The organism is Rahnella sp. PAMC25617, from assembly GCF_050606005.1.
Classification (GTDB): domain Bacteria; phylum Pseudomonadota; class Gammaproteobacteria; order Enterobacterales; family Enterobacteriaceae; genus Rahnella; species Rahnella variigena.
Genome location: NZ_JBOCUM010000017.1, coordinates 339,844 through 352,497, shown reverse-complemented (window position 1 = coordinate 352,497; position 12,654 = coordinate 339,844). Strand labels below are relative to the sequence as shown.

13 protein-coding genes are annotated in these 12,654 nt (G+C 53.1%); 7 read left to right on the top strand and 6 right to left on the bottom strand.

Features of this window, described 5'->3' with window-relative positions; genetic code table 11:
- Positions 1-99: 99 nt before the first annotated feature.
- Complete coding sequence (locus tag ACM615_RS20780) at positions 100-237, bottom strand: hypothetical protein (protein WP_165353114.1); 138 nt, start codon at positions 235-237, stop codon at positions 100-102.
- Positions 238-367: 130 nt separating this feature from the next.
- Entirely contained in the window at positions 368-916 is a 549-nt protein-coding gene (locus tag ACM615_RS20775) for a helix-turn-helix domain-containing protein (protein WP_112287794.1), read from the bottom strand.
- A 97-nt stretch (positions 917-1,013) separates the two neighbouring features.
- Between ACM615_RS20775 and ACM615_RS20770 the strand changes: the two genes are divergently transcribed.
- Together ACM615_RS20770 and ACM615_RS20765 are read left to right on the top strand one after the other, a co-directional pair.
- On the top strand, positions 1,014-1,682 hold the full coding sequence (locus ACM615_RS20770; RefSeq protein WP_112287793.1) for an AzlC family ABC transporter permease: 669 nt from the start codon (positions 1,014-1,016) through the stop codon (positions 1,680-1,682).
- Positions 1,679-2,002: an AzlD domain-containing protein gene (locus tag ACM615_RS20765; RefSeq protein ID WP_431012455.1), complete on the top strand. Its 324-nt coding sequence runs from the start codon at positions 1,679-1,681 to the stop codon at positions 2,000-2,002. The genes ACM615_RS20770 and ACM615_RS20765 overlap by 4 nt, the downstream gene beginning before the upstream one ends.
- A gap of 51 nt (positions 2,003-2,053) precedes the next feature.
- On the opposite strand, the gene ACM615_RS20760 is transcribed toward ACM615_RS20765, so the two are convergent.
- Positions 2,054-3,415 (bottom strand): APC family permease, encoded by a 1,362-nt coding sequence (locus tag ACM615_RS20760; RefSeq protein WP_112287800.1) that lies wholly within the window; start codon positions 3,413-3,415, stop codon positions 2,054-2,056.
- Positions 3,416-4,119: 704 nt separating this feature from the next.
- Here ACM615_RS20760 and ACM615_RS20755 point away from each other — a divergent pair.
- On the top strand, positions 4,120-4,935 hold the full coding sequence (locus tag ACM615_RS20755) for a helix-turn-helix transcriptional regulator (protein ID WP_112287792.1): 816 nt from the start codon (positions 4,120-4,122) through the stop codon (positions 4,933-4,935).
- Here the strand turns inward: ACM615_RS20755 and ACM615_RS20750 are convergent.
- A complete protein-coding gene (locus ACM615_RS20750; RefSeq protein WP_112287791.1) occupies positions 4,925-5,560 on the bottom strand; it encodes a LysE family transporter in 636 nt (211 codons plus the stop codon). The two genes, ACM615_RS20755 and ACM615_RS20750, sit on opposite strands and share 11 nt — an antisense overlap.
- Positions 5,557-6,849 carry a hypothetical protein gene (locus ACM615_RS20745; RefSeq protein WP_431012454.1) on the bottom strand — a complete coding sequence of 431 codons (1,293 nt, stop codon included), beginning with the start codon at positions 6,847-6,849 and terminating at the stop codon, positions 5,557-5,559. The genes ACM615_RS20750 and ACM615_RS20745 overlap by 4 nt, the downstream gene beginning before the upstream one ends.
- Before the next feature lie 153 nt (positions 6,850-7,002).
- Between ACM615_RS20745 and ACM615_RS20740 the strand changes: the two genes are divergently transcribed.
- The 4 genes from ACM615_RS20740 (at position 7,003) to ACM615_RS20725 (ending at position 10,633) form a co-directional block, all read left to right on the top strand.
- Positions 7,003-7,662 (top strand): DUF1345 domain-containing protein, encoded by a 660-nt coding sequence (locus tag ACM615_RS20740; RefSeq protein WP_431012453.1) that lies wholly within the window; start codon positions 7,003-7,005, stop codon positions 7,660-7,662.
- A 162-nt stretch (positions 7,663-7,824) separates the two neighbouring features.
- Entirely contained in the window at positions 7,825-8,643 is an 819-nt protein-coding gene (locus ACM615_RS20735; RefSeq protein ID WP_431012452.1) for a transporter substrate-binding domain-containing protein, read from the top strand.
- The gene (locus tag ACM615_RS20730; RefSeq protein WP_431012451.1) at positions 8,643-9,467 is read left to right on the top strand and encodes an amino acid ABC transporter permease; all 825 of its coding nucleotides are present in this window, start codon (positions 8,643-8,645) and stop codon (positions 9,465-9,467) included. The genes ACM615_RS20735 and ACM615_RS20730 overlap by 1 nt, the downstream gene beginning before the upstream one ends.
- A 29-nt stretch (positions 9,468-9,496) precedes the next feature.
- Complete coding sequence (locus tag ACM615_RS20725) at positions 9,497-10,633, top strand: aminotransferase class I/II-fold pyridoxal phosphate-dependent enzyme (RefSeq protein ID WP_132964911.1); 1,137 nt, start codon at positions 9,497-9,499, stop codon at positions 10,631-10,633.
- 96 nt (positions 10,634-10,729) lie between these two features.
- Here ACM615_RS20725 and ACM615_RS20720 read toward each other — a convergent pair whose 3' ends face one another.
- Positions 10,730-12,514, bottom strand: coding sequence for a glycoside hydrolase family 19 protein (locus tag ACM615_RS20720; RefSeq protein WP_431012450.1), 1,785 nt, complete (start codon positions 12,512-12,514; stop codon positions 10,730-10,732).
- Positions 12,515-12,654 lie beyond the last annotated feature (140 nt).

Sequence of the window (12,654 nt, the reverse complement as noted above, 5' to 3'; positions counted from 1 at the left end):
AGCGGGCCAACAAGCCCTTCAAAAGCATGATGAATAGTGAAGGTAAAGATTTTAGAGAAAATACGGAGTAAGGAGCGGATATAGCCTATAAAAAAATTATTATGCAGCATTACGTTTTTCCCCCGCCTGACCCATAATTTTTATGAATATGAACTCACCGTTTATAAGGCCATATACAGAATCAGGGGACAGAATAATCCCGGCAATCCGCGTGGCGATATCTTCAATGTCAGCCATGTCATCCCTTAGCTATTAATAATTCCCGCGCAAATTGTAGGTCATTAATAACTCAGCAGCCAGACTCTTTATTGTATATACCTGCCGCGCAGTACCTCCGGGATCACAGATTGATCATTAACACAAAACCTCAACTCTGCTCCGACACCAGCACCGCCATGGTGTCTGGTTCCAGTGCGCGGAAGATGTGTTCCACGTCGGCAGGATAGGAAATGTAATCACCGGCATTCAGCTCCACCGGCGAATCCACCAGCCCGACGAGGGCACGCCCTTGCGTGATAATGATGTGTTCGACCGATCCCTGCGGATGCGGGCTGGAAACGCGATCCGCGCCCGGCTGGGTGGTCAGCAGATAAATATCCCGGCGCGAACCCGGCGGACACGTCGCCAGCAAAACGGCTTTATAATCCGCCAGTTCAGCAACCACTGTCGGGCCTTCGCCACGGCGGATCACCTGCATCTTGTTGACTTCCGGTTCCATCAGGCGCGCGAAAGGAATATTGAGGGCCACGCACAGCGCCCACAGGGTTTCCAGACTCGGATTACCGTTGCCCGCTTCCAGCTGCGACAGCGTTGATTTGGCGATGCCAGCACGACGCGCGACTTCTGCCAGTGATATACCCGCCCGCTGACGTTCACGAACCAGACCTTTAGAGATAACGCTGATAGGTTGCGACATGATCCTGCCTGTTTTATATAACGAACGATCGTTCGACTTGAAGAACGATTCAGATGCGTTCATTATAATGGGAAATCGTTCGTTATGGGATTGAATTATGTCTGCGCGTTTCTTTTCACCGCTGGGAAGTGATGTGGTGAAAGCCATCTTCCTGGTCTGCCTGGCCGATGGTCTGGTGGGGATTTCGTATGGTTCGCTGGCCGTCGCGGGCGGCTTTCCGCTGTGGGTGCCGCTGATGCTCTCACTGCTGGTACTGGCCGGTGCGTCTGAGTTTTTATTTATCGCCATCGTCGGCGGCGGGGGCAGTCCGTTCGCCGCGGCCGCAGCCGGATTACTGGTCAATGCGCGCCATTTACCGTTCGGGATTGCGGTAAAGGATCTGGTCGGCAGCAAGGGCATGAGCTGGCTCGGTTGCCACATCATGAATGATGAAAGCGTGGTGTTTGGCATCTCCCAGCCTACTCATGAAAAACGCAAAAAAGCCTACTGGTTATGCGGTGCGGGTATTGCGCTGTTCTGGCCGGTCAGCGTGATTGCCGGTGCGTACATCGGCCAGTTCATTCCCGATATCAAAGCCATTGGCCTCGACGCAGTATTCCCGGCCATTTTGCTGGCACTGATTTTCCCGGCATTGCGCAGCCGCCGGACGCGCATTCCCGCTTCCTGTGGTGCGCTGATTTCCGTCGCCGCCGTGCCGTTTGTGCCTGCCGGTATGCCGGTGCTGTTTTCCCTGCTCGGATTACTGACGTGGAGGAACCGGAAATGATCTCTCACAGCCTGATGATTGCCGGTATTGCGGTGCTGGCCGCCGGAACGTTCCTGGTGCGTGTGGCCGGTTACCGTCTCGGTTCGCGCCTTAATTTCTCACCGGCGACGCAGACGATGCTTTCCGATTCTGCGACCACCTTATTGCTCGCCGTTGCGGCGACATCGGCGCTGTTTGAAGGCCAGCATTTTGCCGGATACGCACGGATTATTGGCGTCGGCGTTGCGCTGTTTTTAGCGTGGCGAAAAGCGCCGCTGATTGTGATTATTATCGCGGCGGCCGCCGTTACGGCGCTGATGCGCTGGCTGGGGATTCACTAGCAGAAACAAAAATGGCTCCTGCGAAGGAGCCATTTTCATATCAGTCAGGCGTTACGCCACGTCTTCGTATTGCGGTACCGGATTGCGGAAACTTTTGGTCATGCAGGCCAGATAAATGAAGCCGATTGCGCCCCAGATCAGCCCCAGCACCATCGACCCTTCTTCCAGATTCACCCACAACGCGCCCACCGTCAGCGCACCGCACAATGGCAAGAGCAGATACTGGATGTGATCCATCACGGTTTTATTGCGCTTCTCACGGATCCAGAATTGCGAAATCACCGACAGGTTCACGAAGGTAAACGCCACCAGCGCACCGAAGTTAATCAGCGCGGTTGCCGTCACCAGGTCAAAGTTAATCGCCATCAGGGCAATTGCGCCCACCAGCAGCACGTTAAAAGACGGCGTGCGCCATTTCGGATGGATATAACCGAAGAAACGTTTCGGGAACACGCCGTCGCGCCCCATCACATACATCAGACGGGAAACGCCCGCGTGCGCCGCCATACCGGAAGCCAGCACGGTGATACTGGAGAAAATCAGTGCGCCAAACTGGAACGCCCTGCCCGCCACCTGCAACATAATTTCAGGTTGTGACGCGTCCGGGTCTTTAAAGCTGGAGATGTCCGGGAAATAGAGCTGCAGGAAATACGTCGCCGCAATAAAGATCACGCCGCCGATCAATGCCGTCAGGAATATTGCCCGTGGGATCACCCGTTCTGCGTCTTTGGTTTCTTCCGACAAATTACTGATGCCGTCAAAGCCGGTAAAGGAGAAACACAGAATGGTCGCGCCGGTAATCATCGGCACGGTATGCGCGTTTTCACCCCAGAAAGGCTTAGTGCTGGCGAGCGTGCCGTAGCCGGTGCCGTGATCAACGCCATAAATCACCATACCGGTGATCACCGTAATCAGCACAATCTGCAAGACCACTACCAGCGTATTAATGTTGGCGACGGTTTTAATACTGCGCAAATTCGACAGCGTCATAAATCCGACCAGCACCACCACAAATATCCACGACGGCACCGAAGGCACCAGCGCTTCAAAATAGATTTTGGCCAGCAGGATATTAATCATTGGCGCGAATAAGTAATCGAGCAGCGACGACCATCCGACCATAAAGCCGACCACCGGATGAATCGCTTTTTGCGCGTAAGTATACGCCGAGCCCGCAGAAGGATAGCGGCGCACCAGCTTGCCGTAGCTAAGCGCGGTAAACAGGACGGCGATCAGCGCAAACGCATACGCCGTTGGCACATGGCCGTCAGTCAGGCCGGAGACAATACCGAACGTATCGAACAGTGTCATGGGTTGCATATAGGCCAGGCCTATCATGACAACCGGAATCAGCGTAAGACTTTTACGCAATTCCACGCGGGAGGCGGTACCCGTAACGACGTTATCCGACATGATGTGTAATTCCCATGATGGAAAACGCGGCATAGTGAGAGTGCTGCACCATTAATGTTTCCTTGCGACATGACTGTCGGTATCTGAAAGTAAATATCTATCCGGTACTAAGCCCGGCCTCTGTTTTGAAAGTTTTCTTGTGCGAAGAGTCCTTCGCCAATGAAGAAATAACGGTTAATCCCCGATTTGCGGGGCGCATATTTTGCCCTATTACGTAATGAAATGACAAGGCGGGGAGGAATAAAGACAGGCATTAAATAAAATAAGCAGTAAAAACTGGCACGTATTGTCAAAGCGGGTTTCAGCGAGTTTTAGAAATTGTTCTCATCATGTGAAACAAAGATAAAATGCGGTTATTAATAATCGAATTCTGGCGCTTAAATATAACCTTCAGGCCTGTTATTTAACATTCAGACGGTTACCGTCCGATCCCCGTGTCTGCATCTGTACAGGACAACTCGTACTTATGGGCAAAATCTGAAAAATTCGTCCACGGAAGCCTTTTTAGATCAGACTGTTTGTAAACACCGGAGGGGTAGTGCTTCGCAGGCAGCCGGTCGTGAGGTCCGCTGGCATGGCATACAGGGAGCGGTGCCGTGATGAAAGTCATTCACTTTTGTTGTTAACAGTTTGTGCTATAAATTCTGCATAAGAAAAACAAAACGTGTCAATTTTTCGCACAGCAATGATCTACGGGGTGGAATGTGTCTCTTTCTATTTCTGAATGGACGATGGCTAACGACATTGAGTGCTCGCATCTGACCGCGAGTAATTCCTCATTTCCGCGTCATACTCACGATGAATACGTCATCAGTGCCAATCTGACCGGCACGGAAGAAATCTGGCTGCACGGCAAAACCGGGCTGGTGCGCGGCGGCGACATCACGATTTATAATCCGGCTACCATTCAGTCTTCCCGGTTTGGCGATGACAAAGTCGAATTCCTCAGCGTGCATATTCCACAGTCATTACTGCGTCAGGTTTCGGTTGATCAGAATCTGCGTTCCGACCACTGCGCGCCGGTGCTCAAAGAAGGCGTACTGAATAATCCAGAGCTGTTTTCCGCGCTGTGCCATTACAAACGCACACTCAATGATGACGATCAGGAACAAAATTTACTGTGGTTGCTCGGCGCGTTGCTGGAAGAACCAGCCAGAGAACAGGAACAATCCCTGCGCCCTGTCCAGCTCGCTCTGGATTTTATGCGCGACCATCTGACGCGAAAAATTCATCTTGATACGCTGGCTCAGGTCAGCGGGCTGAGTAAGTTCCATTTTGTGCGGCTGTTCCGCCAGCACATCGGCATGCCGCCGCTGCAATACCATATGCAGTTACGTTTACTGGAAGCCCGCAATCAGTTGCGTAAAAACGACAATGCGCTGGATGTGGCGATCCGCCTGGGCTTTTACGATCAAAGCCATTTCATTAATACTTTTCGTAAAATGATGGGGATCACTCCCCATCTTTATTCGCTGTCCCTCAACGCTTCGCAGCAGATGAATCCATCGCTTACACGATAAATTCGCGATAGCCGGTGATCACTACATACAGCGCGAAGTACGAGAAAATCACCGCAGAGGCCATATAAGAATAACGCAGCATTTTGGTGCCGAGCATTTTCCCGCCCAGACTGCCGACCGAGCAAATCACGACCGTCCAGAATACGCCGGCAATGAAAAAGCCACTCAGAAACCATGAAGCATCTGCCGTCCCGCCTTGTCCCATCCGCGAAATCAGCGCCCCGCCGACGGCGGCAAACCACAAAATTGCCGTCGGTGAGGACATCGCCAGAACAATGCCGCGTCCGAAATTTCGCAATACCGATCGCTGCGGAACGTTATCCCCGGCATTCAGATTTTCCGCGGGAGCCAGTGCGGCGCGGATCATTTTGTAGGTAAACCACATCAGCATCAGCGAGCCGCCGACCCACAATACCCAGCGCACGCTCTGGTATTGCAGCAAAATCGTCATACCTGCCAGCGCCAGCACAGCGTAAATCAAATCACCGATACAGGTGCCGATACCCAGCCAGAAGCCGTGAAAATAGCCGCGTTGCATCGCCAGCGTCATCATGGCGATATTGGCAATCCCGATGTCCAGACACAGCGACAGGCTGAGCAAAAATCCATTTGAAAACGGCATCATAACGGGACTCTCTTGATTAACTGGTTGTATTCGATCATGTCATTGGTCGTGCCCAGCCGCGCCATCAGGATCTCAACATCTTCAGGGTTGGTATGCGGACAATGTTGCAGCATGAAAGCCTGCGCGCGCTCTGTATCGCCACCCAGCAGTTCTTCGCTCATCAGACGGGTGAGATTTGCCATCTGGGTAAAGAACAGCTCCGGATGGAAATCAATCGAGTCGGCTTTCAGCTCAACACAACCGTGCTCACGCAGATAATTGAACTGGATCCACGCTGCACCGGCATCGGGATAACTTGAGGGGCCGCGGCGCAGATAGCGCAGCATTTCGAGGAAATAAATGCGCGCCAGCACCGTGCGGTCGAGCTGCAACCCTTCAGTGACCTGCGGCGTCAGACACATCAGCAGACCGAACTGATCCGCCAGCGCTTCCTGCACCATCATTGATCCCCAGCGATCAATTTTGCTGAGTTTCGGGAAGACGTTTTCATTACGCACCAGCGAATGCCCCAGGTCATGCCCGCGGAACCAGGCAATCAGATAGCGCTGGCACACATGGCTTTCCGGCAAGGCGTCTTCCGCCCAGCCCATTTTCACCGCTTCGGTCCGCGAAAACAGTTCGAACAGTTGCAGGTAGGTATTGGCAAAGACCACCGTGCGCTTCACCGGCGAATACTTCAGCCCTTCGTCCTCCGGGAAGAAATACGCAAAGTGTTTCGGATACGTGTTGGCCTCACCCGCGATGCCAAACAGATTGATAATTTTGTAGGCACAGCCCGGCATCGCGAGTAAATCCGCGGCGATTTCCTTTTGCAGATACAGCAGGCTTTCCGGGAACAGGTTGTCCATCACGTCGGAAATTTCCTGTAAAACCGGCGCGGGCTCGCCAAACCATGAGGAATAAAAACTTTGTCTGGATTTACCGACCCACGTCGAGGTGTTGCCAATGCCCAGTACCAGTTGCTGTTCATTCAGACCGGCAATTTGCGGCAAAACTGTTTTTCCGCAACTGTCATCCGCCAGAATTTCCGCCCGTAAAAACAGTCCACGCCGGGTATCAGGATCGTCAAACATCGGTGCCAGACGGAAACACTGAATCGACATCTCTTCCCGCAGCGCGTCCAGCAAACGGCTTTCACAGGCTGCTTCCAGCTGATTAATGGCTTCCGTCAGGCGCAGGCAATAGTGAATAGTTTGCAGAGCTTTGGGATGTAAATTTTCCGGAGCATCCAGATCCATCATTGAAACCTGATATGCCGCAGCAGCTGGCCAAAATGACGTAGTAAACATAGTTTCAGACCCTTGAGCGCAATAGAGTAAACCTACTACATCATTCCGCTGTAATCGGGTATTGGAAGAAATTGCGCATAAGTCAGAACGTGTGAGTTTGCCCCCGGCGACTACAGTTAAGGTATCCGTGTTTTTTGCCAGGTGCCTGACATCATGAGTTTATCTTTGCGCCATTATCTGCGCGTGCGTGGCCGTTTACTGATCTCGATAATTGCCGGTGTGGTGTGCTTTTTTTCGCTTCCGTCGCATCTGGGGATTTTACAGCGGCTGATGACCGGCTGGAACTTGCTGGCGTGGCTGTACCTGTTTTTCCTGTGGTTTCGTATGTTGCGCACCGAAGCAAAAGATATTCCGCATATCGCCAAAACCCAGGATGAAAGCGCGACGCTGGTGCTGACGCTGGTCACGCTGACCTGTCTTGTCAGTATTCTGGCGATCCTGATGGAGCTCGGTTCGCTCAAAGAGCTTACGGGAACCGCAAAAACGCTGCATATTCTGCTGACCGCGACCACGCTGATTGCCTCGTGGGCCCTTCTGCCGACGTCGTTCGCCATGCATTACGCTCATCACCATTATCTGCGACGGACAAAAGACGTGACGCCGATGATTTTCCCGGAAAAACCTGCCGAACCCGGTTACTGGGATTTCCTCTATTTCTCTTTCACCATCGCCGTCGCCTCACAAACCGCTGACGTTGCCACCGGCACCACCGACATGCGCCAGATTGCCCTGCTGCAGTCGGTCATTTCCTTTGTCTTTAATCTGGCGATTTTAGGTTTTTCAATTAACGTCGGGGCGGGCTTGCTGAGCTAGAGAGTGAAGTAATGCGCTGCTATTCATAGGATTTTCCGCAGAGTTGACTATAAGTGGAGAATAAGTGAAAAAACGCTGAATTTAGACTTCTATACGTCTAAAACTTAGTGTAGGTTTTTACAATATTTTCCCAATCTGGTTACGTTTAAGGAAACTCCATTTATGCGCACTTCGTTTGTTGCTGTGACACTCCTTGCTGCCACACTGTTTTCTGCTGCCTCGTTTGCCGGTGCAACGCTTGATCGCGTGACGAAAACGGGCGTACTGCGCAATGCCATCGTCAACGACTATCCGCCTTTCGGTTTTATTGATGACAATAATCAGCTGGCCGGTTTTGACGTGGATGTGGCGAAAGCCGTGGCGCAGCGCATGGGCGTAAAACTTGAAATCATCGCGCCGGGCTGGGAAACCATTGTCGGCGGTAAATGGCAGGGGCGCTGGGATACCTGTATCTGCTCGATGACGCCAAACACTGAGCGCGCCAAAGTGCTGGATTTCCCGACGCCGTACTACAATTCGCCAGCAGTTCTGGTGGTGAATAAGAAAGATGACCGCTTTAAATCAGCCGCCGATCTGAGCAATAAAAAGATTGGCGTCGGCATCGGTTCTTCCTACGAAACTTACCTGCAAAAAACCCTGGTGATCCCGGGCAGCAAGCCGATCGCTTTCCCGTTCGATAACGTCCAGGTCATTCCAAGCGATGAAGAAGTGGCGTTCCAGAACCTGGCACTCGGGCCGGGCGTTCGCCTCGACGGCGTGGTTTCAGATCTGGCCACCGCTAGCGCCCGCATCAAGCGTGCGCCGGTGTTTAAAATTGTCACCGAACTGTACGCAGAACCTAACTGGGTCGCGACCGATAAAGGCGACGCAGAGTGGGATAAGAAAGTGGCGGACACCATTAAATCGCTGCGTGATGACGGCACGCTGGCGAAAATCTCTCAGCACTGGCTGGGTGAAGATATTACACACGAGGTACCGTGATGCCGCAAATCCCGGACAGCCAGCCAAAGGTGGAAACGCCGGAGCGCTGGCACCATGCACACGCGTTTACTTTTAAAACCGGGCTGACCTGGCTGATTTTGCTCAGCCTGCTGCTCGGCGCGTTCAGCAAAATGGGGCTCGACTGGAGCCTGATCGGCCAGAAACTGCCCTTCCTGCTGGGTCTGCGTCTTTCGCCGGACGGCTTTATTCAGGGCGCGGCGCTGACCATTATGATCACCGCCTGTTCGATGTTTTTCTGTCTGCTGATAGGACTTATCACCGCGCTCGGGCGGATGTCGGACAATGCGCTGGCCTTTGGTTGTGCGACGTTTTATGCCTCGTTGTTTCGCGGTACGCCGCTGCTGGTGCAGGTACTGATTATCTATATGGCATTGCCGCAGGTCGGGATTGTGCTCGGCGCGCTCAGTTCCGGCATTATTGCGTTGTCGATGAACTACGGCGCGTATCTGGCGGAAACTATCCGCAGCGGCGTGCTCTCGGTACCACGCGGCCAGCAGGAAGCCGCGCTGGCGCTCGGCGTGTCGCGCTGGACGGTGGCGGTTCATGTGACGGCACCGCAGGCGCTGCGCATTATTATTCCGCCCGCCGGTTCGATGTTTATTTCGATGCTGAAAGATTCCTCATTAGTCTCGCTGATGGGACTGTGGGAACTGAACTTTCTGGCACAATCCTACGGGCGCAGCACGTACCGTTATATGGAAATGCTGGCGACGGCGGCGGCGATATACTGGATTATGTCGATTGTGCTGGAACTGCTGCAAAGCCGCCTTGAACGCCGTTTTGCACAAGGTCAGCGTCGCTGATGTTTTAAATTCTTATCAACGGATACGCTATGTCTTTTCCTGAAGATTTTCGTTTAATCAGCTATCTCTCGCGTCTCGAACACGCCGTGCGTTTTCCGCTGTCATCGTCTTATCCGGAATCGATGAGCATCGATACGTTATTTGAACTGGCCGGAAAACAATATCGCGCGCCGTTCATGCAAACCGTGCTGGATTACCCGCCACTGCGCGGAACACCCGAACTGCTCGACGCCATCGCCTCGACCTATAAAAATGTCACCGCGCAGGACGTCATCAGTTTTGCCGGTGCCGACGAAGCGATTTATGCCAGCTTTCAGATGCTGCTCAAGTCCGGCGATCACGCGGTAGTGATCACCCCGAATTATCAGTCGCTGGAAAGCGTGCCGTTATCGCTGTGCGACGTCACCGGCGTGGCGCTCGATGCGGATAACAACTGGGCGCTGGATACCGGTAAAGTCCGCGACGCACTGCGCCCCAATACCAAAGTGCTGGTGATTAACTTCCCGCATAATCCGACCGGTGCGCTTATCAGCCGTCAGCAACTTAATGAGCTGATCGACCTGTGCCGTGAGCGCGGGATCTGGATCTTCTCAGACGAAGTGTACCGGCTGACCGAGTTCGATCCGGCCGATCGTCTGCCGCAACTGGCCGATGTCTACGAGCGCGGGATCTCCCTGAATGTAACGTCAAAGGCTTACGGATTGCCGGGCCTGCGCATCGGCTGGGTGGCGTGTCAGGATAAATCGTGGATGCTGGAACTGGAGCGCATGAAACAGTACCTGTCTATCTGCAACTCAATGCCCGGAGAGTTTCTCACTACCGTGGCACTCAATGCCCGTGCGCCCATACTCGAACGGGTGATGGAGCGCTCGCGCCGTCAGCTCGCGTCGCTTACTGCATTTCTGGCGAAATACCCGCATCTGTTCCGGCTCAGCGTGCCGAAGGCCGGTGTGCTGGCGTTTCCACGTTATACCGGTGCAGAGGGCGCAGAAGCTTTCGCCACGCAGCTGGTTGAAGAAGCCGGTGTAATGGTGATCCCTTCTGTCGCCTACGCGTCAGAACTGAATACCGTGCCGGAAGATTTCCTGCGTATCGGTTTTGGTCGAGAAAATCTTGATGAAGCGCTGGCCGAAATGGGCAGATGGCTGGACAAAAGCGGCCGGTGAAGGGATGAAAAAAATGGGCGCGGAAATCGCACCCATTTTAGTTTTCCCCGGTGAACGGAAACCGGACTTACTGTAGATTTGCCAATGAATTACACGTTACTTACAGGCTTTGATCTCTTTCCACTGTGACCATTCGCCGGTGAATGACGGGTTACCTGGCTCATTGTCCTGAGTCCAGTAATTCGCGAGATACTCCTTACCTTTCCAGTTAACACTTTCTCCGCCGTTATACACTTTACCGGCATCCCAGTTATCAGCGCAGCCGGTGCTGGTGCCTGCATCAGGGAGCGGCAATACTTTCGGTGTGACTGTCAGAACATACGTCGCCACACTGCTTTTCTTACTGTCGGAGACGGTCAGGGTGAAGTTGAAGCTTTGTTTGCTGGTCACCACCGGTGCAACAAAACTCAGCGACTTACGATCGTTACCGGCAAGCGTAGTGCCGTTCGGCAGCAGCCAGCTGTAAGTCAGTTTATCGCCGTCAGTATCGGTGGATTCAGCCGCATTAAGCGTTACATTCGCCTGGCTTTCCACATCACCAATCGGGCCGGAGAGTTTTGCCACAGGCGCTGAATTGCCGTCAGCCGGGGCTGGCGTCGGTTCAGGTGTTGGTGCAGGCGTCGGTTCAGGAGCAGGCGTCACCGCTTCCTCTTTACCGGCATCATCTACCACTTTCACGTTAAAGTAGTGTTGCACGCAGCGTTTGTAATCACCCTCTTTAAACGCGGAGAACGGTGTCTGATAACCGACCAGCTGGCAGGAATACGTCAGACCGGTTGGCGTTTCTGCTGACCATCCCCAGTCTTGTTCCCAGTATTGCGGCAATGCGCCTGCGCCACCTTCATCGAACTGTTTCATGTTTTTACAGCCCAGCACTTCGTTTGCCGGAACCGGGACTTTCAGGTATTCCGCTTCGCTTTTGTAATATGAAATACGGTTCAGACCCTGGGCGATTTCCTGTGCGCCACCGCACTCAACACCGCCGTTGATGATCTGAATAGTTACGCCGAATCCCGGCACCAGACCGTTGGCTTTATCACGATCGTTTGGCTGCCAGGTACCGTCTATCACGTGCAACATGCTCGGCTTCGGTGCCTGCGGCGTGACGTAGAAGAACACCGCACTGGCAAGGTTCAGCCAGGTATCAGCCACCAGCTCCGGTTTATCGAGCAGGGTTCTGACCGTGCCGAACATCGCATCAGAGAACGGCCCGTAGTTGTAGTTGTAAGAAAGCTGTTTGGCCCCGCGACCGAAGTAACTGACAAAATCGCCATCGGCATCTTTACCGCAAGGCCAGGTTTGTCCCTGCCAGACGTTTGGATTACATTCGCCGTTATAGCCGCCTTTTTGCCCTTCTTTCCAGCCCATTTCACGCAGATAAACCAACCCCTGACGCCACTCGGCTTCCGGACGCCAGTTTTCGTGCCCGCCCGTTTCCTGTGCAAAGTGTGCAAACATGGTGGCAAGACCTTTGCGGCAAATGGCATCAGAATCACGACCATCGGTATACGTACCGCACACCGCCGGGAACTTACCGATGGCTTGCAGGAATTTGGTGTAGGTATAGCTCGGGTCACGCAGCGGGAAGATATAGTCCCACTTATCGCTGCCCAGAATGCTTTCCACCCGCTTGACGTTAGCCGGGTTATCGCTGCGGCCTGGGGCGATTTTATCAACAGAATCGTTGTCCAGCGTACGGATCGACGCTTTCACTTCCTGCATCAGCGGATTTTGAGTCAGGCTGTTCTCTTTTTTGATCAGGTCACTTTCTTTGATGACATAGGGCTCTGACGTATCGGCTGCCAGCGCCGGTGCCATGCCGGACATCAGACAGGAAAGGGTTAAAAGCTGTAAAAGGGCTTTATCTTTGGTTCTGCGCATAAGGATAACCTTATATATTGAGTCGAAGTTAAATGCTGAAAAATAATTTCCGCATGATATTAACTGGCCAGAGTCTCTGTAATACCTCCCTGCCCTGTTACTCAAAAGGTTATTCTCCCAATCACATTCCTGCTAATAAA

What these genes read in the sequence shown, in the direction of transcription:
- ACM615_RS20780 (WP_165353114.1), bottom strand. Translation starts at nt 237, where the DNA reads ATGGCTGACATTGAAGATATCGCCACGCGGATTGCCGGGATTATTCTG.
- ACM615_RS20740 (WP_431012453.1), top strand. Translation starts at nt 7,003, where the DNA reads ATGAGTTTATCTTTGCGCCATTATCTGCGCGTGCGTGGCCGTTTACTG.
- ACM615_RS20720 (WP_431012450.1), bottom strand. Translation starts at nt 12,514, where the DNA reads ATGCGCAGAACCAAAGATAAAGCCCTTTTACAGCTTTTAACCCTTTCC.
- ACM615_RS20735 (WP_431012452.1), top strand. Translation starts at nt 7,825, where the DNA reads ATGCGCACTTCGTTTGTTGCTGTGACACTCCTTGCTGCCACACTGTTT.
- ACM615_RS20730 (WP_431012451.1), top strand. Translation starts at nt 8,643, where the DNA reads ATGCCGCAAATCCCGGACAGCCAGCCAAAGGTGGAAACGCCGGAGCGC.
- ACM615_RS20750 (WP_112287791.1), bottom strand. Translation starts at nt 5,560, where the DNA reads ATGATGCCGTTTTCAAATGGATTTTTGCTCAGCCTGTCGCTGTGTCTG.
- ACM615_RS20775 (WP_112287794.1), bottom strand. Translation starts at nt 916, where the DNA reads ATGTCGCAACCTATCAGCGTTATCTCTAAAGGTCTGGTTCGTGAACGT.
- ACM615_RS20760 (WP_112287800.1), bottom strand. Translation starts at nt 3,415, where the DNA reads ATGTCGGATAACGTCGTTACGGGTACCGCCTCCCGCGTGGAATTGCGT.
- ACM615_RS20725 (WP_132964911.1), top strand. Translation starts at nt 9,497, where the DNA reads ATGTCTTTTCCTGAAGATTTTCGTTTAATCAGCTATCTCTCGCGTCTC.
- ACM615_RS20765 (WP_431012455.1), top strand. Translation starts at nt 1,679, where the DNA reads ATGATCTCTCACAGCCTGATGATTGCCGGTATTGCGGTGCTGGCCGCC.
- ACM615_RS20770 (WP_112287793.1), top strand. Translation starts at nt 1,014, where the DNA reads ATGTCTGCGCGTTTCTTTTCACCGCTGGGAAGTGATGTGGTGAAAGCC.
- ACM615_RS20745 (WP_431012454.1), bottom strand. Translation starts at nt 6,849, where the DNA reads ATGTTTACTACGTCATTTTGGCCAGCTGCTGCGGCATATCAGGTTTCA.